The organism is Streptomyces sp. GL_148, assembly GCF_057834205.1.
This window is the reverse complement of sequence record NZ_CM174396.1, coordinates 3,469,376-3,489,400: the sequence shown is the minus strand read 5'-3', so window position 1 is coordinate 3,489,400 and position 20,025 is coordinate 3,469,376. Positions and strand designations below refer to the sequence as shown.

Below are 20,025 nucleotides of genomic sequence, written 5' to 3'. Positions count from 1 at the left end.
ACGGCGGGGGCGCCACGGGTACCCCCGCCCGTCCCGCGCAGCGGGCCCGTACCGGCGGGGAAAGATCCTCCTCCAGCAGTAGGGCGATTTCTTTGCGTTCGCATTACTCTTGACTCCAAGGCCGCGCACGGTGGCCGCCATGGAGGAGTGAGATGAGGAGCAGCAACCCGGTCTTCTCGCGACGGGGATTCAGCCGCGACAACGGTGCTTATGCGGGCTTCGGCACGCAGCAGCCCCAGGCCCAGGCCGGGACCGCCACCAACCCGTACGCGACCAACCCCTACGCGACCGACCCGGCCACGGGTATGCCGCAGGCGCCGGTCCGCGGCAACGCGATGACCATCGACGACGTCGTGAGCCGTACGGCCATGACGCTCGGCACGGTCGTCCTGACGGCGGCCATCTCCTGGATCGCGCTTCCGGTCGACCCGGCCAACATCAACAAGTCGTACGGCATCGCCTTCGTCGCCGGACTCATCGCGTTCGTCTTCGCGATCGTCCAGTCGTTCAAGCGCAAGCCGGTCCCGGCGCTGATCCTGGCCTACGCGGCGTTCGAGGGTGTCTTCCTCGGCGTCATCAGCTCGGCCGTCAGCACCTACGTCAGCCCCGGAACGGTCGTCCAGGCCGTCATGGGCACGATGTGCGTCTTCGCCGGCGTGCTGATCGCCTACAAGATGCGCTGGATCAACGTCAACCGGCGCTTCGTCGGCTTCGCGACGGCGGCCGGCATCGGCTTCATGCTGCTGATGGTCGTCAACATGCTGTTCTCCGTCTTCGCGGGCGGCGACGGCCTCGGCTTCCGCAGTGGCGGCCTCGGCATCCTCTTCGGTGTCATCGGCATCCTCATCGGTGCCGCCTTCCTCGCCATCGAATTCAAGACGGTCGAGGACGGCGTGACCTACGGCGCCCCGCGCGAGGAGTCCTGGCTGGCGGCCTTCGGCCTCACCGTGACCCTGGTGTGGATCTACATGGAGATGCTGCGCCTGATCTCCATCCTCAAGGGCGACTAGTTCGCCCTGGCGCCCACGCGCTGAGGTGAGGAAGGCCCCGCGAGCACACGCTCGCGGGGCCTTCCCGCATGTCGGGGGTCAGCAGATCGGGTGGTCGTGGAGTCGGGGGCTACGGACAGGGGCAGGGGCCGGCTCAGCCGAACTTGCGGGCGGCCCTGCGCAGGTCGTACTCGTGGATGATCGCCTTGGCCTGGCCGTACGACAGCTCGTGCGCGCCGAGCAGCCAGCTGACCTTCTCTTCGAACCGGACGAGGGAGGGACCGTCGTCCACGGCCCTGAGCCAGTCGGAGAGTTCACGACCGGTGGTCTGGGGGATTCTGTCGATCATGTTGCGGTGGGTCTGCTCGGAGAACTCTACGGACATGGGCGCCTCCGGAGGTATCGCCTTGCTGTGCTGTTCTCTTCACGCCACCGTGCCGGAGAGTTCGCCCGTTGGCAATGGCGCCGCGGCGGCGCGTAAGGTCGGCCGGGTGCTCGATACCTCACCCTTGACCGCCGCCGTGGAACGTTTCGCCGACCGGCTGCGGGCGGCTCCGCAGAGCCGGCTCCAGCAGGGCGCCGCCGAGGTGGCGCTGGACCTGGCCCGGGAGCTCTCGCTGCGGGCGCAGCGGCTGGAGGCGGCCGCTGAAGGCGCCGCGGGCGGCACGGGGGCGGCTCCGGCGCGGACGATGCCCGACGCCGGGATCTTCGTCGTCGGGGACCAGCTGGCCGTGGCCGGGCTGGACCTCGCCGAGGCCCTGCACGCCGCGACGGACACACGGGGCGAGGACATGGCGAAGGCCCCGTCCGAGATGCTGGACGAGGCCGTTCGACTGGTGGATCAGGCGGAAGCCAGGGCGCTGCGATGACTCAGGGCGCTCTGACGGCTCAGAGCGATGCGATGACGCGGTCGGCGAGGATGTAGACGTTGCTGTCCGGGTCCTCGGAGTCGCCGCAGGAGAAGGTCAGGGCGTAGGCGCCGGAGATGCCCGAGCCGCCCAGCAGGACCGGTGCGCTGCCCGAGCGCAGGGCGTCGGCGAGCCGCTCGGCGGTCTCCCGGTGGCCCGGGGTCATGCAGAGCGTGGTGCCGTCGGTGAAGACGTACACGTCCAGGGTGCCCAGCGGGCCGGGGCGGACGTCCGCGAGGGCCGTACGGGCCTCCGCGAGCTCCTCCAGGCGGTTGACCGTGCGCTCGTGGTCGGCGCCGGGGTGCGAGGCCTGCACGGGGACGAAATCGGGGTGCGAGGGGTGGCGTCGGCGGGCGGCGGCCAGCTCGGCCGAGTCCTCCGGGTATGCCGGGTATTCGTCGGCCCCCTCGGCGCCGTCGCCCAGGAGCGGCTCCAGGCCGACCATGTCCGCCTGCCGGGGCAGGAAGACGGGGCTCTCCTCGCCGAGGCCGGACAGGCCGCCCAGCAGCGAGGGGGCGTCGGCGGCGTCACGCGCCTCCTGAGCGGCCCAGAAGGCACGCGCCTCGGCGAGCTCGCGCTCGCGCTCCTCGGCGAGGGCCTCGGCGACGGCGGCTCGTATCTCGGCGGCGGGGGACTCCACGGCGCTGCGGGCGTGCGGGACGGTGACACCACGGGGGTGCGAAACCGTCAGGTCACCGCGCAGTGCGGTGACCTGCTTGCGCAGGCCGTGGACGGCGTGCAGCGCAGCAGCGCCGACGGCCGTGGCAGCGGCCGTGGTCAGCAGTAGGGCAAGAGACATGGCGCTCACTGACTAACTCCTGATTGATTCGATCCCCCGACTTCCTACATCAGCTTGTCCCGTCCTGGGAATGGGCAGCAGTGCATTACGTCATGAATTGGACAGGCCTTTCGTCCCGATCTCCCCGCTGGGAACCGGCCTGACCTGCGAAAACAATGATCCCCCAGGACGAAGGTCACATCCTGGGGGACATTTGGTCACAGAATGGCCGCGACAGGATTAGATTCGGTGTCAGTACGCCGTACGGGATCAAGCGGATCCCGTACGGCGTCTGGCCTCGGCTCTTGATCCCGACGGCCCCGCTCGCTTCGGACCTAGCTGAGGCGCTCGATGACCATCGCCATGCCCTGGCCGCCGCCGACGCACATCGTTTCGAGGCCGAACTGCTTGTCGTGGAACTGCAGGCTGTTGATCAGCGTGCCGGTGATGCGCGCGCCGGTCATCCCGAACGGGTGACCGATGGCGATGGCCCCGCCGTTGACGTTCAGCTTCTCCAGCGGGATCTCCAGGTCCCGGTAGGAGGGGATCACCTGGGCCGCGAAGGCCTCGTTGATCTCGAACAGGTCGATGTCGCCGACGGTCAGGCCCGCCCGCTTCAGCGCCTGCTTGGAGGCCTCGACCGGGCCCAGGCCCATGATCTCGGGGGAGAGGCCGGTGACGCCGGTGGAGACGATCCGGGCCAGCGGGGTCAGGCCCAGCTCGCGCGCCTTGGTGTCGCTCATGACGACCAGGGCCGCGGCGCCGTCGTTCAGCGGGCAGCAGTTGCCGGCCGTGATCAGGCCGTCGGGGCGGAAGACGGGCTTGAGGCCCTGGACGGCCTCCAGGGTGACCCCGGCGCGCGGGCCGTCGTCCTGCGAGACGACCGTGCCGTCCGGGGTGGTGACCGGGGTGATCTCGCGGGCCCAGAAGCCGTTCTTGATGGCTTCCTCGGCCAGGTTCTGCGAGCGCACGCCGAACTCGTCCATGTCGGCGCGGGTCACGCCCTTGAGCCGGGCCAGGTTCTCTGCGGTCTGCCCCATCCCGATGTACGCGTCGGGGGTCCGGCCGTCCTCGCGCGGGTCGTGCCAGGAGGACCCGGTGGACTGGGCGACCTCGAGGGTGCGGGCCTCGGAGTCGGCGAAGAACGGGTTGTGGGTGCCCGGGATGCCGTCGGAGGAGCCGTTCACGGACCGGGAGACCATCTCGACGCCCGCGGAGATGAAGACGTCGCCCTCGCCCGCCTTGATGGCGTGCAGCGCCATCCGGGAGGTCTGCAGCGAGGAGGCGCAGTAGCGGGTGATCGTGGTCGCGGGCAGGTGGTCCATGCCCATCTGCACCGCGACGATCCGGCCCAGGTTGTGGCCCTGCTCGCCGCCCGGGAGGCCGCAGCCCAGCATCAGGTCGTCGATCTCGCGCGGGTCCAGCCCGGGGACCTTGGCGAGGGCGGCCTGGATGACCGTGGCCGTCAGGTCGTCCGGGCGTACGTCCTTGAGGGATCCCTTGAAGGCGCGCCCGATCGGCGAACGGGCGGTCGAAACGATGACGGCTTCGGGCATCGGGGCTCCAAGGGAGGTGGTGTCGTACCGGGACCGCATGCGAAGTTACCGCCCCGTACCGTCGAAATCACTGCCCATGCGATGTGACTCCGGTCGCTCTGGACGCGTCCGCGGCGGCGCCCGCCGCGCCCGCCGCGCCGGCAGGCGCCGCTTCTCCAGTCTGCTCCGTGAGGTCCTCACCCGGCACCCGGCGCCTGCGCCGGTACTTGAGCAGCGCCCAGGCGCCGCGGGCCCCGGTCACCTCCGTGCCGGCCTGGCCCGCCGCCGCCGAGGCCGCCTTGGCCAACGGGAGCATGTCCTCGTTGCGCGACACGTCCAGCCGGTCCGACTCGGGCCAGACGCCCAGGGCCGCGCACAGGGTCGGCAGTATGGCCATCGCGGCGGTCGCGTACCCCTCCGCCGACGGATGGTAGGAGTCCGGCCCGAACATCTCGCGGGGGTTCGCCGCGAACTCCGTCCCCATCAGGTCGCCGATCGAGACCGTACGGGCGCCCAGCGCGAGCACCCCGATCGTCTGGGCGGCCGCGAGCTGGCGCGAGACCCGGCGGGCCAGCCACCGCAGCGGCTGGTACACCGGCTCGATGGTGCCGAGGTCCGGACAGGTGCCGACCACCACCTCGGAGCCCGCGAGCCGCAGCCGGCGTACGGCCGCGGTCAGCAGCCGCACCGACTGGGTCGGCGGCATCCGGCGGGTCACGTCATTGGCGCCGATCATGATCACGCACACGTCGGGGGCCGGGGCGTCACCGTCCAGCAGCAGCCCCGTCTGGCGGTCCAGGTCGTCCGACATGGCACCCGAGAGCGCCACGTTGCGCAGCTCGACCGGCCGCTCGGCCACGGCCGCCAGCCCCGAGGCCAGCAGGGCGCCCGGAGTCTGTCTGGCCCGCCGCACCCCCAGCCCGGCGGCCGTGGAATCGCCCAGCACGGCGAACCGCAGCGGGCCCGGACTCAGCTCCGGGCCGCCGAACTCGCTCCCGTACAGCCCGTCCGCGCGCGGCGGATCCGGCAGGCCGGTACCGACCGTCCGCTTCGCGAACTGCATCTCCGCCACGACCAGCCCCACCGCGGCGGCCCCGACGAGCCCGATCCCGCCACCGCCGTACGCCGCTCCCGCCGCGATGCGGCGGGCCGTCCTCGCCCTGGACACCTTTCAAGCCACCTTCTCGGTCCCGTGGCCGGATCCCTGCGCCGTCCTTGCAGACCCCGCCGTCCTGTTGACCTACCTGCCCCGTACGGCCGGTCGGCCAATCCCTTTCCGCATAGTCTGGCGGTGCCTCCCGGAGAACCCGTGGAGTCCCCTCCTTGGAGAACATGGTGCAATTCCACGACTCGATGATCAGCCTCGTCGGCAACACCCCGCTGGTGAAGCTCAACCGTGTGACCGAAGGCCTCCAGGCCACCGTCCTGGCCAAGGTCGAGTACTTCAACCCCGGCGGATCCGTGAAGGACCGGATCGCCGTGCGGATGATCGAGGCCGCCGAACAGAGCGGAGCACTCAAGCCCGGCGGCACCATCGTGGAGCCCACGAGCGGCAACACGGGTGTAGGACTCGCCATCGTGGCCCAGCAGAAGGGTTACAAGTGCATCTTCGTCTGCCCTGACAAGGTCTCGGCGGACAAGATCAACGTCATGCGCGCGTACGGCGCCGAGGTCGTGGTCTGCCCGACCGCTGTCGACCCCGAGCACCCGGACTCGTACTACAACGTGTCCGACCGCCTCGTCCGCGAGACCCCGGGCGCCTGGAAGCCCGACCAGTACAGCAACCCGAACAACCCGCGCTCGCACTACGAGACCACCGGTCCCGAGCTCTGGGAGCAGACGGCCGGGAAGATCACCCACTTCGTCGCCGGCGTCGGCACGGGCGGCACGATCTCGGGCACCGGGCGGTACCTCAAGGACGCCTCCGACGGCCGCGTGAAGGTCATCGGCGCGGACCCCGAGGGCTCGGTCTACTCCGGCGGCTCGGGCCGCCCGTACCTCGTCGAGGGCGTCGGCGAGGACTTCTGGCCCACCGCCTACGACGCCACCGTGACCGACGAGATCATCGCGGTGTCCGACAAGGACTCCTTCCAGATGACCCGCCGCCTCGCGAAGGAGGAGGGCCTGCTCGTCGGAGGCTCCTGCGGCATGGCGGTCGTCGCCGCACTGCGGGCGGCCGAGGGCCTCGGCCCGGACGACGTGGTCGTCGTCCTGCTCCCGGACAGCGGGCGCGGCTACATCAGCAAGATCTTCAACGACGAGTGGATGGCCGGACACGGCTTCCTGGAGGACGCGGGCCCCTCCGCCCGCATCCGGGACGTGCTCGCGGACAAGTCGGGCGGCATCCCCTCGCTGGTCCACATGCACCCCGAGGAGACGGTCGGCGAGGCCATCGAGGTCCTGCGCGAGTACGGCGTCTCGCAGATGCCGATCGTCAAGCCGGGCGCCGGCCACCCCGACGTGATGGCGGCCGAGGTCATCGGCTCCGTCGTCGAGAAGGAGCTGCTGGCGGCGCTGTTCGCGGGCGGCGCCTCCCTCGGCGACCCGCTGGAGAAGCACATGAGCGCGCCGCTGCCGCAGGTCGGCTCGGGCGAGCCGGTCGCCGAGCTGATGGCGGTGCTCGGCGAGGCCGACGCGGCGATCGTGCTGGTCGAGGGCAAGCCGACCGGTGTGGTGAGCCGTCAGGACCTGCTGGCGTTCCTGGCCAAGGGCGCCAAGTAGCGCGGACGGGGCTGCGTACGGGACTGCGTGCGCGGCTGTGTACTGGGCCGGGTGACGGGCCGGGTACGTGGCCGCGTGCGCGCGACGCGCAAACGGTACGGGCCCGACACGTGAGCGCAGCACCGGCTTAACACGGCTCCGGCACAGTGGTGGTTGTCGGCAGGGAACCCCGGGAAACCGGGACCCGGCCGGCAACACGAACGGCGTCGGCGCACCTCCGGAGCGGCTCCCGGACTGCGTTGGACGCCACGGACGCGCGGACGGCCCTGACCCGGCCCGTGTCCTGCGCGGGGACCGCCGTCGTCCCGCCCCCGGGAAACCGGGGTGCGGCGGTCCCCGCGCATGTTCGTGTGTGCACGCCCGCGGGCGACCCGCCGGCCCTCCTGCCCGACCGTCAGTCCAGCGGATCGGGGCGCTGCTCGCCCCGGTGGCCCCGGCGGAACTTCGCCGCGTGGACGTAGTTGACGCCCAGGATGCCGAGCCAGGCCACGACCAGGCCGCTGAGATGGGCCTGTGCGGCGCCGATCGCGGAGAGCGGGATCGCCAGCACCAGGGTGATGATCGCGAAGCCGAAGCGCTCGCCGAAATTGCCGTCCGGGGAGTCCGCCGCGCCCGGGTGGGTGCCGCGGGCCGCGGAGAGCCGCTCCTCGGCGAGGCGCCGGCGCACCTGCGTGTCGACCTTCTCCACGAACGAGTCCACCAGCGCGGCCTCGTACTCCGCCCCCAGCTCCCGCCGGGCGTCCAGCGTGGCGGAGAATTCCTTCTTCAGCTCCTGGGACTCCATCCCGCCACCCTAGGAGCCGTCGTCCTCGCCGGCACTGGGGCTAGCCCCCGTATCGCGCCGCACGAGTCCGCGGACGGGGCGGACGACGATCAGGGCGAGGGCGCAGCCGAGGCTGATCGCGGCGCCGGCCAGCAGGAGCGGGCGGACGCCGAAGAGGCTGCTCGCCGGGCCCGAGAGGACCTGGCCGAGGGGGATGGCGAGGATCGAACCGCCCACCTCGTACGCGGTCACGCGGTTGAGCCGGTCCTCGGGGATCTGGGTCTGCACCGTGGTGGACCACTGGACGCCCCAGAACGCCCAGCCCACGCCGCTGATCGCGTAGCCGAGCATGAGCAGCGGCAAGGCCGGGACCAGGGCCGCGGCCAGCGGCATCATCGGGAACAGGAACATCGCGAAGCCGCCGCCGAGCAGCGGGCGGGCCGGGCGGATCCGGAGCGCGACGAGGCCGCCGAGGACGCAGCCGGCCCCGAAGGCGCCCTCCGCGTACCCGAAGGCGGCCTTGCCGTGCTCCTCGATGATCGAGGCCGCGCCGAGGGGGGTGAGCGGGCCCCAGACGAAGACCCCGAGCACCCACCAGATCAGGATCACGGCCCACAGCCAGGACCTGGAGCGGAACTCGTCCCAGCCCTCCCGCAGGTTCGTCAGCGTGGACTGTGAGCGGTCGGGTGCGAAGCGGGGGAGCCGCAGCGCGAGCAGGCAGATCCCGCTGATCGCGAAGGTGGCGGCGTCGATCACGAACACCCAGGCCGTCGAGGTGGCGGCGACGAGGACGCCGGCGAGCGCCGGCCCGGCCATCGTGGCCATCCCCTGGCTCACCCGCAGCACCCCGTTGGCCTGGGTGGGGTCGGTGGAGACCTGGGGGACGAGGCTGGAGGTGCCCGGCTGGAACATCGCGGTCGCGATGCCGCCGAGGACCGATCCTGCGATGACGAACCACAGGCCGGGGTGGCCGAGCCAGAGGTAGACGGCGAAGGAGCCCTGCGCCACGCACCGGACGGCGTCGGCGCCGATCATCTGCGGCAGGGGGTGGAAGCGGTCCGCGATCACCCCGCCGAAGACGATGAAGAGGGCGAAGGACCCCATCCAGGCGCCCAGCGCGTACCCGATGCCGCTCACCCCGTAGCCCAGCGAGATCATGGCGACGGCCAGGGCGACCGGCATCATCATGTCGCCCAGCATCGACACGATGCGGGCGGTGAAGAACAAGCCGAAGTTCCTGGTCCACAGGCGGGTTCCGGGCAGGGGCGGGGCGGAGACGGACGTAGACACCATGGGGGCCAATTCGCTTGAACTCGGCGGGGGTTGGCCGGGCGGATCCCGGCGGCCGGCCCTTGAGGATCAAGCGCCGGCCGAGGGCCGGTCAAGCGAATTGATCCGGGTCCGCGGCGGCGGGGGGAAGGTCTCGGATCGCGGGCGCGGGTTGCCGTCCTGCATAACCGCATGCAGAGTGCTCGGTGACTGAATATCCCGTCGGTGGCCGCCCGGCCGCCCGGCGGAGGGGACGGAGGGGAACGGGATGAGCGAGAGCCCTGCGGCCCGGCTGCAGAAGCTGTTCGAGGGGCACCGGCTGACGCCGACCCAGCGGCGCATCGCGCACTGCATGGTGCGCGGGGCGGCGGAGGTGCCCTTCCTGTCGAGCGTGGAGCTCGCCGAGCTGGCCGGGGTGAGCCAGCCGTCGGTGACCCGGTTCGCGGTGGCGCTGGGCTTCGACGGCTATCCCGCGCTGCGCCGGCACCTGCGGGAGGTGGCCCCCGCCGAGCGGGCCGGGGGCGGGGACGAGGACGCGTACAACGAGTACCAGCAGGCCGTGCAGGGCGAGATCGAGAACCTGCGGCAGCTCTCCTTGATGCTCGCCGACCCGGCGCCGGTGCGGGAGGCCGGGCGGCTGCTGGCCGGGTCCAGCCCGCTGCCCGTACTGGGGCTGCGCGCGGCGTCCTCGCAGGCGCGCGGGTTCGCGTACTTCGCCGCGAAGGTCCACCCCGACGTACGGCTGCTCGACGAGGGCGGCTCGATGCTCGCCGACCGGATCGACGCGGCCGCGGGCGCCGGGGCCTCGGCCCTGCTGTGCTTCGCGCTGCCCCGCCATCCGAAGGAGGTGGCGGAGGCCCTGGAGCACGCGCGGGGGGCCGGGCTGACCGTGGTGACGGTCGCCGACTCGGCCTTCGCGCCGGTGGCCCGCAACTCCGACCTGCTGATCCCGGCGCCCGTCGGCACCGGCCTGGCCTTCGACACGGCGTGCGCGCCGATGCTGCTGGGGCGGGTGCTGCTGGAGGCCATGGCTGACGCGCTGCCGGACGCGCAGGCGCGGCTGGAGGCCTTCGACGCGCGGGCCGCTGCGCGAGGGCTGTTCGTGGAGTAGCCGGGGGCGGCGGCCGGTCCTAGCGGGTGCGGCGCCGTTGCCGGGGAACGGTCCCCGGGCCCCTGCGCCTCAAACGCCGGCGGGGCTGGATTTTGGCTGGCGTCGGCCTGTACGTGGCGGTGTGTGGGCCGGGGCTGCGGGGGTGGGCCGGTGCCGGGGTCGGGGTGGGGTGTCGGCCTGGACTGCATGATTTAGGCGCCCTCTGCTCTGCTCCGACAGGGCGCGGGGTGTACCTGCGCCACAAATCACGCTTTACGTCCAGGCCAACACCCCACCCCGCCCCCGTCCCCGGCCCGGGCCGCCTCTCCGGCCCCGCCGACGGGCCGCCTCTCCGGCCCCGCCGACGGGCCGCCTCTCCGGCCCCGCCGACGGGCCGTCTCTCCTGCCCCGACGATGGGTGGGCTTTTCAACTCCGTCGGCGGATGGGCTTTTCAGCTCCGTCGACGGGTGGGCCTTCAGCTCCGCTGGCGGGTGGGCTTTCAGCTCCGCCGGGGTTTGGTCTTTCAGCCGTCCGGCGTTTGAGGACCGGGGTCCGGGCGGAGCCCGGGGCCTCTTCCCGGGCGGAGCCCGGTGGTGTCCCCTCAGCCTCGCCGGCGTTTGAGGCGCGGGTCCGGGCCGGCCCGGGGAACGGAGGAAGGGCGGGTCGGGGACTTCGCCCCGCAGGGCCGCGCCTCCGCGCAGCGGGTTCGGGGGACTTCGCCCCGGAGGGCCGGGCCTCCCGCATCTGCGCACGGCTTCGCGCAGCGGGTTCGCGGGGGTGCTAGAGGAGGGCGTTCGGGGTGGCTGCGCCGGCTTCTGCCGGGATCGTGGAGACGGGCTGGGCCGCGCGGGCCAAGGCGAAGCGGACCCCGCCCGAGGGGTCGACGGTGTAGCCGTGCACCGCCGGCCGCGGCAGGCTGTTGTACCCGTAGTGCGCGGTGAAGGCGTACGCCCCCGTGTCGGGCACGCAGACCAGGTCCCCCGGGGCCAGTAGCGGCAGCTCCCGCGCCACCGCCAGCAGGTCACCCGCGAAGCAGGCCGGCCCGGCGATGTCCTGGGCGACGACCGGCCCCGTCAGTGGAGCCCCCTTCGCGGAGTACGGCAGGATGCGGAGCGGCCAGGCCGCCGGGGCGTACACCGTGCGGGTGGCCAGCTGGACCCCCGCGTGCGTGAGCGCGATCGCCCGCCCGCCGGTGGTCTTCGTGTACTCGACGCGTGACAGCGCCAGCCCGTGCTTGGCCGTCAGGGACCGCCCGAACTCCGTGACCAGCCCGTACGCCCCCGAGAAGAGCCCCGGGGCGGCCGAGCGCAGCGCGCTCACGTACTCCGTGTAGGTGGGGGTGACCTCGTCCGAGGTGAAGTTCACCGGCAGGCCGCCGCCGATGTCCAGGGTGTCGACCTGTCGCCGCCCGGCCGCCTCGTTGATCTCCTCGGCCAGGGTGTACAGCTCCCGTACTCCTTCGGCGATGAGGGGAAGCGGCACCCCCTGGGACCCCGAGTGGGTGTGCAGCCGGGTGAGCCACGGCCGGTCCAGGTACGCCCGTACGAGCCACTCGCGCGCGCCCGGATCGCGCAGCGCGATGCCGAACTTCGAGGTGGCCGTGGCGGTGGAGAGGGCGTCGATGGTGCCGGCGCCGGTCTGCGGGTTGATCCGTACGCCGATCGGGGAGGCGGTGGCCGCCGTCGTGAGGAGCGCGTCGAGGCGTTCCAGCTCCTGGCGGTTGTCGGCGTTCAGCGCGACGCCCAGGGCGAGGGCCTCCCGCAGTTCGGCGGCCGTTTTCGCGGGGGAGTCGAGGACGATGCGGTCCGGTGATACCCCGGCCGCGCGGGCCAGGGCCAGCTCGCCGGGGCTGGCCACCTCGCAGCCGAGCCCGGCGTCGGCGAGCAGCCGCAGCACCGGGACCAGCGGGGCGGCCTTGACGGCGAAGGCGTGCAGGACGGGGGTGCCGGGGGCGAGGGCCGCCGCGAAGGCGCTGGTCAGGGCGGCGGCGGAGGCGCGGATGCCGGCCGTGTCGAGCAGGCAGAGGAGGGGCGAGTCCTCGTCGATCAGGCCCTGCTCCACGGCGGCCCGTACGGCCAGGTCCCGTCGCCCGGCGGGGATCGCGGCGGAGTCTGTGGCGGCGTGCGCGTGTGCGTCGGATGCCATGTCCGCCATCCCATCATCCGGCGCGCCCGCCCGCAGCTGTTGACTGAACCTATTCAGGGAGTGAAGATGTGAATAGATTGACCAACACCGGAGGAGGCACCGCCATGTCAGGACCCCGCCCCGTACGTGCCGCGCGAGGTAACGAGCTGAGCACCCTGGGATGGCAGCAGGAGGCCGCGCTGCGGATGCTCCAGAACAACCTCGACCCCGAGGTCGCCGAGCACCCCGACAAGCTCGTCGTCTACGGCGGCACCGGCAAGGCCGCCCGCGACTGGCGCTCGTACGACGCGATGGTCCGCACCCTCCAGACCCTCAAGCAGGACGAGACGATGCTCGTCCAGTCCGGCCGCCCGGTCGGCGTCATGCAGACGCACGAGTGGGCGCCGCGCGTGCTGCTCGCGAACTCCAACCTGGTCGGCGACTGGGCCAACTGGGAGGAGTTCCGCCGCCTGGAGAACCTGGGCCTGACCATGTACGGCCAGATGACGGCCGGTTCGTGGATCTACATCGGCACCCAGGGCATCCTGCAGGGGACGTACGAGACCTTCGCCGCCGTCGCCGCCAAGAAGTTCAACGGGACGCTGGCGGGCACCATCACCCTCACCGCCGGCCTCGGCGGCATGGGCGGCGCCCAGCCGCTGGCCGTGACGATGAACGACGGCGTCGCCATCTGCATCGACGTGGACCCGCGCGCCATCGACCGTCGCATCGAGCACCGCTACCTGGACGTCAAGGCCGACAGCCTGCGGCACGCGCTGCAGCTCGCCGTCGAGGCGCGCGACGCCCGCAAGCCGCTCTCCATCGGCCTGCTCGGCAACGCCGCCGAGCTGCTCCCGCAGATGCTCGCCGAGGGCGCGCCGATCGACATCGTGACCGACCAGACCTCGGCCCACGACCCGCTCGCCTACCTGCCGGTCGGCGTCGACTTCGACGACATGGCGGACTACGCGGCCAAGGACCCGGCGGGCTTCACCACCCGCGCCCGCGAGTCCATGGCCACGCACGTCGAGGCCATGGTCGGCTTCATGGACGCGGGCGCCGAAGTCTTCGACTACGGCAACTCCATCCGCGGCGAGGCCCAGCTCGCCGGCTACGACCGCGCCTTCGCCTTCCCCGGCTTCGTCCCCGCCTACATCCGGCCGCTGTTCTGCGAGGGCAAGGGCCCCTTCCGCTGGGCGGCCCTGTCCGGCGAGGCCTCGGACATCCACAAGACCGACAAGGCGATGCTGGAGCTCTTCCCGGAGAACGAGTCCCTGCACCGCTGGATCAAGATGGCCGGCGAGCGCGTCCACTTCCAGGGACTGCCCGCCCGCATCTGCTGGCTCGGCTACGGCGAGCGCGACAAGGCCGGCGAGCGCTTCAACGAGATGGTCGCCGACGGCACCCTGGCCGCCCCGCTCGTCATCGGCCGTGACCACCTGGACTGCGGCTCGGTGGCCTCCCCGTACCGCGAGACCGAGGCCATGCTCGACGGCTCCGACGCGATCGCCGACTGGCCGCTGCTCAACGCCATGGTCAACGTGGCCTCCGGCGCCTCCTGGGTCTCCATCCACCACGGCGGCGGCGTGGGCATGGGCCGCTCCATCCACGCGGGTCAGGTCACGGTCGCCGACGGCACGAAGCTCGCGGGCGAGAAGATCCGCCGCGTCCTGACCAACGACCCCGGCATGGGCGTCATCCGCCACGTCGACGCGGGCTACGACATCGCCGAGACGGTCGCCGACGAGCGCGGCGTCCGCATCCCGATGCGCGAGGGCGACGACGCGTGAGCGAGGACGCCGCCGCCGGAGCCTCGTTCCACTCCATGTGGGCCGAGCTCCGGCCCATCGGCCGCCACGCGGACTCCGGCGGCTACCGCCGCTACGCGTGGACGGGCGCCGACGCCGACTGCCGGACCTGGTTCCAAGCGCAAGCGCAAGCGCGCGGGCTCGCCTACGAGACCGACCGCAACGGCAACCAGTGGGCCTGGCTCGGTGACCCCCTGGCCGGTGACGCCGTCGTCACCGGCTCCCACCTGGACTCCGTCCCCGACGGCGGGGCCTTCGACGGCCCCCTCGGGGTGGTGTCCTCCTTCGCGGCCCTGGACGAACTCCGCAGGAGGGGAGCGGAGTTCTCCAGGCCCCTGGCCATCACCAACTTCGGCGACGAGGAAGGGGCCCGCTTCGGCCTCGCCTGCGTCGGCTCCCGCCTCAGCGCCGGGCAGCTGACCAAGGAGAAGGCGTACGAGCTCCGCGACGCGGACGGCGTCAGCCTGCCCCGCGCCATGGAGACGGCCGGCTACGACCCCGAGACCATCGGGGCCGACCCCGAACGCCTCGCCCGCATCGGTGCCTTCGTCGAACTGCACGTGGAACAGGGCCGCGCCCTCGACCTGTCCGGGGACCGGGTCGGCATCGCCTCCGCGATCTGGCCGCACGGCCGCTGGCGCTTCGACTTCCGGGGCGAGGCCAACCACGCCGGCACCACCCGGCTGGCCGACCGCCGCGACCCGATGCTCACCTACGCGCAGACCGTGCTCGCGGCCCGCGCCGAGGCGGCCCTCGCCGGGGCCGTGGCCACCTTCGGGAAGATCTCCGTCGAGCCCAACGGGGTCAACGCCATCCCGTCCCTCGTACGCGGCTGGCTCGACTCCCGCGCCGCCGACCAGGCCACCCTCGACACGGTCGTGACCGCGATCGAGAAGGCCGCACGCGAGCGCGCGGACCAGGAGGGCATCGACCTGGACGTGGTCCGGGAGTCCTTCACCCCGGTCGTCGAGTTCGAGCACGCCCTGCGCGAGGAGATGAACCGCATCCTCGGCGGTTCCGTCCCCGTGCTCGGCACGGGCGCGGGACACGACGCCGGAATCCTCTCGGCGGCCGTCCCGACCGCCATGCTGTTCGTACGCAACCCCACCGGGGTCTCCCACTCCCCGCGGGAGTTCGCCGCCGAGGACGACTGCGTGGCAGGCGTCCTCGCCCTCGCCGACGTACTGGAAGGCCTCGCGTGCCGCTGAAGACGTACTGGCTGGAGCACGCCTGGCTCGGCACCCATGTCGAGCCGGGCGTCGCCCTGGACGTAGGAACGGACGACGGGCGGATCTCCGCCCTGCGGACCGGGGTCGAGACCCCGCCCCCGGGAGCGGAGGTCCTGCGCGGCCTGACGGTCCCGGGCCTGGCCAACGCGCACAGCCACGCCTTCCACCGGGCCCTGCGCTCCACCGTGCAGGTCGGCAGCGGCACCTTCTGGACCTGGCGCGACTTCATGTACAAGGTCGCCCAGAACCTCACCCCCGACAGCTACTTCGCGCTCGCGCGGGCCGTCTACGCAGAGATGGCGCTGGCCGGCATCACCGCGGTGGGCGAGTTCCACTACGTCCACCACGCCCCGGGCGGAGCCCCGTACGCCGATCCCAACGCCATGGGCGAGGCCCTGATCGCGGCCGCCGCCGAGGCCGGCATCCGCATCACGCTCCTCGACACGGCGTACTTGTCCTCGGGAATCTTGAATGAGCACAGCGGGAAGGCCCCCGAGCCCCACCAGCTGCGCTTCTCCGACGGCACCGCGGACGCCTGGGCGGAGCGGGTCTCGGCCCTCAAGCCCCGCGAACACGCCCTGATCGGCGCCGCGATCCACTCGGTCCGCGCCGTACCGGCGGGGCAACTGGCCACCGTGGCCCGCTGGGCCGAGGAGCGCCGGGCTCCGCTCCACGTCCACCTCTCGGAGCAGACCGCCGAGAACGAGGCCTGCCTGGCCGCCCACGGCCGCACCCCGACCGAGCTGCTCGCCGACCACGGGGTGCTCGGCCCGCGCACCACCGGGGTGCACAACACGCACCTCACCGACGGGGACATCGCCCTCCTGGGCTCCACCACCACCGGCACCTGCATGTGCCCCACCACCGAACGCGACCTCGCCGACGGCATCGGCCCGGCCGTACGCCTCCAGCGCGCGGGCAGCCCGCTCTCGCTGGGCAGCGACAGCCATGCGGTGATCGACCTGCTCGAAGAGGCGCGGGCGATGGAGCTCAACGAGCGCCTGAGCAGCCGGACCCGGGGCCACTGGACGGCGAACGCCCTGCTCACCGCCGCCACGGAAGACGGGCACGCGGCCCTCGGCTGGTCCGATTCCGGACGCCTGGAGGCGGGCGCGCTCGCGGACTTCACCACCATCGCCCTGGACTCCGTCCGCACGGCGGGCGCGCTGCCTCGCCTCGGCGCGGAGACGGCCGTCTTCGCGGCGTCCGCCGCCGATGTCCGCCACACGGTGGTGGGCGGCCGCCACATCGTCCGCGACGGGTCGCACACCCTGATCGAGGACGTCCCGTCCGCCCTGGCCACCACCATCGCCGCCCTCCGCGGCTAACGACTCCGCCTGCGGCGGGCCTTCCCCCACCCCGCCCCTTCCCGAAACCGGGGCCTGGCGGCCCCGGCCCCCGCCCCCGGGGCTCCGCCCCGGACCCGGGCGGGGGCTCCGCCCCCGAATCCAGCCCGCGCGGCGTTTGAGCGCACCGGGCGCGCAGCGCCCGGAACGGGGCCGGGCGAAGCCCGTGCCCCGGCGGGGGCCGGGGCCGCAGGCCCCGGTTTCGGGAAGGGGCGGGGTGGGGTGGGGAAACGAACCGTCCCGACCACCCCGAGGAACCATGTCCACGACCACGATCACCAACATCGGCAGCCTCGTCACCAACGACCCCGCCCTGGGCGACGGCACCCCCCTCGGCCTGATCCAGAACGCCGCAGTCGTCATCGAGGACGACCAGATCACCTGGGTCGGCCCCGCCGACAAGGCCCCCGCCACGGACACGGCGTACGACGCCGAGGGCCGCGCCGCGATCCCCGGCTTCGTCGACTCCCACTCCCACCTCGTCTTCGCGGGCGACCGCACCGCGGAGTTCAACGCCCGCATGTCCGGCCACAGCTACTCCGCCGGAGGCATCCGCACCACCGTCGCCGCCACCCGCGCCGCCTCCGACGCCGAGCTCGAGGCGAACCTGCTGCGCCACCTCCACGAGGCCCGCCGCCAGGGCACCACCACCTTCGAGACCAAGTCGGGCTACGGCCTCACGGTCCAGGACGAGGCACGCGCACTGCGCATCGCCTCCGCGCACACGGAGGAGGTCACCTACCTCGGCGCGCACATCGTCTCCCCGGACTACGCCGACGACCCGGCCGCCTACGTGGACCTGGTCACCGGCGAGATGCTGACCGCCTGTGCCCCGTACGCCCGCTGGGTGGACGTGTTCTGCGAGAAGGGCGCCTTCGACGGCGAGCAGGCCCGGGCGATCCTCACCGCCGGCGCCGCCGCCGGGCTGATCCCGCGCGTCCACGCCAACCAGCTCTCCCACGGCCCCGGCGTGCAGCTCGCCGTCGAGCTGGAGGCCGCCTCCGCCGACCACTGCACCCACCTCACCGACGCCGACGTGGACGCCCTCGCCCAGGCGGCCGGGACGACCGTCGCCACCCTGCTGCCCGGCGCGGAGTTCTCCACCCGAGCGCAGTGGCCCGACGCCCGTCGGCTCCTCGACGCGGGCGTCACCGTGGCGCTGTCGACCGACTGCAACCCGGGCTCCTCCTATACGAGTTCGATGCCGTTCTGCATCGCCCTCGCCGTCCGTGACATGGGGATGACCCCGGACGAGGCCCTGTGGTCCGCCACCGCCGGCGGCGCCCGCGCCCTGCGCCGCTCCGACATCGGCACCCTCACCCCCGGCGCCCGGGCGGACCTGGCCCTGCTCGACGCCCCCAGCCACGTCCACCTCGCCTACCGGCCGGGCGTTCCGCTGGTCTCGGCCGTCTGGCAGAAGGGCCGCAAGACGGCCTGAAACAGCCGGAATCCGGACGCCGCAGACCGCCCCGGGTGCGGATCGCGGCCTAGGGGCGGCCTGCGCACGGCCTAAGGACGGCCTGCGGACGGCGTGCGCACGGCCTATGGACGGGCTGTTGATACGGCGCTGTCCTTTGTCTTCCCTCCGTAAGGCCCCGGGGCTACCTTGAGCCACCAATCTGATGTGCCGTCAGTAACTTGTGGCCCAAGGTTCGAGGGGAAGACGAAGGTGTCCGACCGGAAACGCTCCACCGCGCTCGCGCTGGCCTCCGCGCTGGCGGGGGCGGCGGTACTGCTGGCCGCCCCTGCAGCCCATGCGGCCGTTGTCGACGTCCAGTACGACTGCAAGACCCCCATCGGGGACAAATCGGCGGTCTCGCCGATCGAAATCAAGGGAGTCAAGGAGGGCAACGGGTACAAGCTGACGATGTCCTTCCAGAAGGGCGTCTCCTCCAGCCCCATCGAGCTCGGCAAGGGCGCGATGACGCCCAGTGCCGTGATCATGGTCGGCGGCGCGGAGAAGGTGTCGGTGCCGGTCTCCGGTCCGCCCAACCCCGAGGCCATCCCGGCCAACACCCCCATCAAGATCACCGACCTCGCGGGCACGTACACGCCCAAGAAGTCCGGCAAGGTCACCCTGACCGCGGGCGTTCTCACGATCAAGGCGATGGGGACCACCACCACCTGCACCCCGGGCAACAGCCCGGGGCCGTCCCTCGAACTCGATGTGACGGCCCCCGGCGGCGGCAGCGCCACCGGATCGACCGGATCGACCGGATCGACCGGGTCGACCGGATCGACCGGCTCCACCGGCTCCACCGGGGGCAGCCTCCCGCAGACCGGCCCCGAGGACTCCGCCATAGCCCTCGGCACCCTCGGTGCCACCGTGATCCTCTCCGGCGCCGCCGGCGTGCTCTGGCTGACCCGGCGCGGCCAGCGGGCCCGGTCCTGAACGGAGCGCACCCGGTCATGCCCGTGCTCCACTCGCCCCGAAGGTCCGGCGGGCTGCTCCTCGCCACCGTCGCCGCCGTGGCCGCCGCCGTGCTCTCCTGCACGATGGCGGCCCCGGCCGCCGCCGACGGGCCCGGCTGGACCGCCGAGCCCGTCGCCGGGAGCGCCCCGGCGGCGGCGAAGGCCGGGGCCCGCCCGTACGTCGCCCGCCCGTACTTCTACGTCGCGGGTCCCTCCGGCACGGTGCTGGAGGACCGCCTCGCCCTGGCCAACACCAGCGACCAGGAGCACACCATCACCCTGCGCGGCGCCGACGCCTACAACACGGCGGCCGGCGCCTTCGCGGTGCGCTCGGACAAGGAGTCCACCGGCGCGGGCCGTTGGATCAGCTTCGGCGCGGGTGCCACGGTCAAGGTCCCGGCGCACACCCGCGCCGTGGTCCCCTTCACCGTCACCGTGCCGCCCGGCTCCCCGCCCGGCGACCACCCGGCCGCCGTCGTCGCCACCGAGGCCGGCCGTGAGGTGGGCGTACGGGTCCACCTGCGCGTCGGGGGCCCGGCGCTGGCGGCGCTCACGGTCGAGGACGTCTCCGTACGGGGCAAGGGCGCGACCGCGCGCGTCGCGTACACCCTGGTCAACCGCGGCAACGTGGCCCTGGCCCCCGAGCTCGTCATCCGCGCCGAGGGCGCCCTCGGCAAGGTCGCGGGCCGCAGCGCCCGCACGCTGCCGGTCGAGGTGCTGCCCGGCCAGCGCGTGGAGCTGACCGAACCCTGGCCCGGCGCGCCCGTGTTCGACCGGGTCGCCCTGACCCTCACCGTCACGGCCCCCGGCGGCGCCCGCGCCACGGGGAGCGCCTCGGCCTGGTTCGTGCCCTGGGGGATCGCGGGTGCGACCGGCCTCGGGCTGCTGGGCCTCGGCGCCGTCGCGGCGGCCGCCCTGCTCCTCGAACGCAAGTGGCGGATCCGGTCCGGCAGGTCTGGACCGGGGTCCGGGCCCGCGCCGCACGGGAGCGCCGTACCCGAAGAAGCCCCAGCGCCGGAACACGAGTTGACGGGAGCACCCAGGTGAGCGCC

At 72.8% G+C, this 20,025-nt stretch carries 17 protein-coding genes; 10 read left to right on the top strand and 7 right to left on the bottom strand.

Annotation, left to right across the window (positions count from 1 at the left end; genetic code table 11):
* Positions 1-152 precede the first annotated feature (152 nt).
* Positions 153-1,010, top strand: a complete 858-nt coding sequence (locus tag AC3IYI_RS15805) for a Bax inhibitor-1/YccA family protein (RefSeq protein ID WP_489410775.1) — start codon at positions 153-155, stop codon at positions 1,008-1,010.
* 133 nt (positions 1,011-1,143) lie between these two features.
* Here the strand turns inward: AC3IYI_RS15805 and AC3IYI_RS15800 are convergent, their stop codons facing one another.
* The gene (locus AC3IYI_RS15800) at positions 1,144-1,374 is read right to left on the bottom strand and encodes a DUF4287 domain-containing protein (RefSeq protein WP_250736957.1); all 231 of its coding nucleotides are present in this window, start codon (positions 1,372-1,374) and stop codon (positions 1,144-1,146) included.
* A 106-nt stretch (positions 1,375-1,480) separates the two neighbouring features.
* Here AC3IYI_RS15800 and AC3IYI_RS15795 point away from each other — a divergent pair, with 106 nt between their 5' ends.
* Positions 1,481-1,858: a hypothetical protein gene (locus tag AC3IYI_RS15795; protein WP_489410774.1), complete on the top strand. Its 378-nt coding sequence runs from the start codon at positions 1,481-1,483 to the stop codon at positions 1,856-1,858.
* Positions 1,859-1,877: 19 nt separating this feature from the next.
* On the opposite strand, the gene AC3IYI_RS15790 is transcribed toward AC3IYI_RS15795, so the two are convergent.
* From AC3IYI_RS15790 to AC3IYI_RS15780, 3 genes are all read right to left on the bottom strand, one after another.
* A complete protein-coding gene (locus AC3IYI_RS15790) occupies positions 1,878-2,696 on the bottom strand; it encodes a hypothetical protein (protein WP_489411548.1) in 819 nt (272 codons plus the stop codon).
* 314 nt (positions 2,697-3,010) lie between these two features.
* The gene (locus AC3IYI_RS15785; RefSeq protein WP_489410773.1) at positions 3,011-4,231 is read right to left on the bottom strand and encodes an acetyl-CoA C-acetyltransferase; all 1,221 of its coding nucleotides are present in this window, start codon (positions 4,229-4,231) and stop codon (positions 3,011-3,013) included.
* Between the two features lie 67 nt (positions 4,232-4,298).
* The gene (locus AC3IYI_RS15780) at positions 4,299-5,378 is read right to left on the bottom strand and encodes an SGNH/GDSL hydrolase family protein (protein ID WP_489410772.1); all 1,080 of its coding nucleotides are present in this window, start codon (positions 5,376-5,378) and stop codon (positions 4,299-4,301) included.
* A gap of 167 nt (positions 5,379-5,545) precedes the next feature.
* Here AC3IYI_RS15780 and AC3IYI_RS15775 point away from each other — a divergent pair, with 167 nt between their 5' ends.
* The gene (locus tag AC3IYI_RS15775; protein ID WP_489411547.1) at positions 5,546-6,931 is read left to right on the top strand and encodes a cystathionine beta-synthase; all 1,386 of its coding nucleotides are present in this window, start codon (positions 5,546-5,548) and stop codon (positions 6,929-6,931) included.
* A gap of 394 nt (positions 6,932-7,325) precedes the next feature.
* Here the strand turns inward: AC3IYI_RS15775 and AC3IYI_RS15770 are convergent, their stop codons facing one another.
* Positions 7,326-7,715, bottom strand: a complete 390-nt coding sequence (locus AC3IYI_RS15770; RefSeq protein WP_489410771.1) for a hypothetical protein — start codon at positions 7,713-7,715, stop codon at positions 7,326-7,328.
* Positions 7,716-7,724: 9 nt separating this feature from the next.
* On the bottom strand, positions 7,725-8,987 hold the full coding sequence (locus AC3IYI_RS15765; RefSeq protein WP_489410770.1) for an MFS transporter: 1,263 nt from the start codon (positions 8,985-8,987) through the stop codon (positions 7,725-7,727).
* Positions 8,988-9,231: 244 nt separating this feature from the next.
* On the opposite strand from AC3IYI_RS15765, the gene AC3IYI_RS15760 reads away from it, so the two are divergent.
* A complete protein-coding gene (locus AC3IYI_RS15760) occupies positions 9,232-10,074 on the top strand; it encodes a MurR/RpiR family transcriptional regulator (RefSeq protein ID WP_489410769.1) in 843 nt (280 codons plus the stop codon).
* Positions 10,075-10,834: 760 nt separating this feature from the next.
* Here the strand turns inward: AC3IYI_RS15760 and AC3IYI_RS15755 are convergent.
* A complete protein-coding gene (locus tag AC3IYI_RS15755; protein ID WP_489410768.1) occupies positions 10,835-12,199 on the bottom strand; it encodes a type III PLP-dependent enzyme domain-containing protein in 1,365 nt (454 codons plus the stop codon).
* Positions 12,200-12,303: 104 nt separating this feature from the next.
* Between AC3IYI_RS15755 and hutU the strand changes: the two genes are divergently transcribed.
* From hutU to AC3IYI_RS15725, 6 genes are all read left to right on the top strand, one after another.
* Positions 12,304-13,968, top strand: a complete 1,665-nt coding sequence (gene hutU, locus AC3IYI_RS15750; RefSeq protein ID WP_489410767.1) for a urocanate hydratase — start codon at positions 12,304-12,306, stop codon at positions 13,966-13,968.
* A 35-nt stretch (positions 13,969-14,003) separates the two neighbouring features.
* Positions 14,004-15,194, top strand: a complete 1,191-nt coding sequence (locus tag AC3IYI_RS15745; RefSeq protein WP_489411546.1) for an allantoate amidohydrolase — start codon at positions 14,004-14,006, stop codon at positions 15,192-15,194.
* Positions 15,185-16,543 (top strand): formimidoylglutamate deiminase, encoded by a 1,359-nt coding sequence (locus AC3IYI_RS15740; RefSeq protein ID WP_489410766.1) that lies wholly within the window; start codon positions 15,185-15,187, stop codon positions 16,541-16,543. The genes AC3IYI_RS15745 and AC3IYI_RS15740 overlap by 10 nt, the downstream gene beginning before the upstream one ends.
* Before the next feature lie 277 nt (positions 16,544-16,820).
* Positions 16,821-17,999, top strand: coding sequence for an imidazolonepropionase (hutI, locus tag AC3IYI_RS15735; protein ID WP_489410765.1), 1,179 nt, complete (start codon positions 16,821-16,823; stop codon positions 17,997-17,999).
* Positions 18,000-18,230: 231 nt separating this feature from the next.
* Entirely contained in the window at positions 18,231-18,953 is a 723-nt protein-coding gene (locus tag AC3IYI_RS15730; protein WP_489410764.1) for an LPXTG cell wall anchor domain-containing protein, read from the top strand.
* 17 nt (positions 18,954-18,970) lie between these two features.
* A complete protein-coding gene (locus tag AC3IYI_RS15725; protein WP_489410763.1) occupies positions 18,971-20,020 on the top strand; it encodes a COG1470 family protein in 1,050 nt (349 codons plus the stop codon).
* Positions 20,021-20,025: the final 5 nt, after the last annotated feature.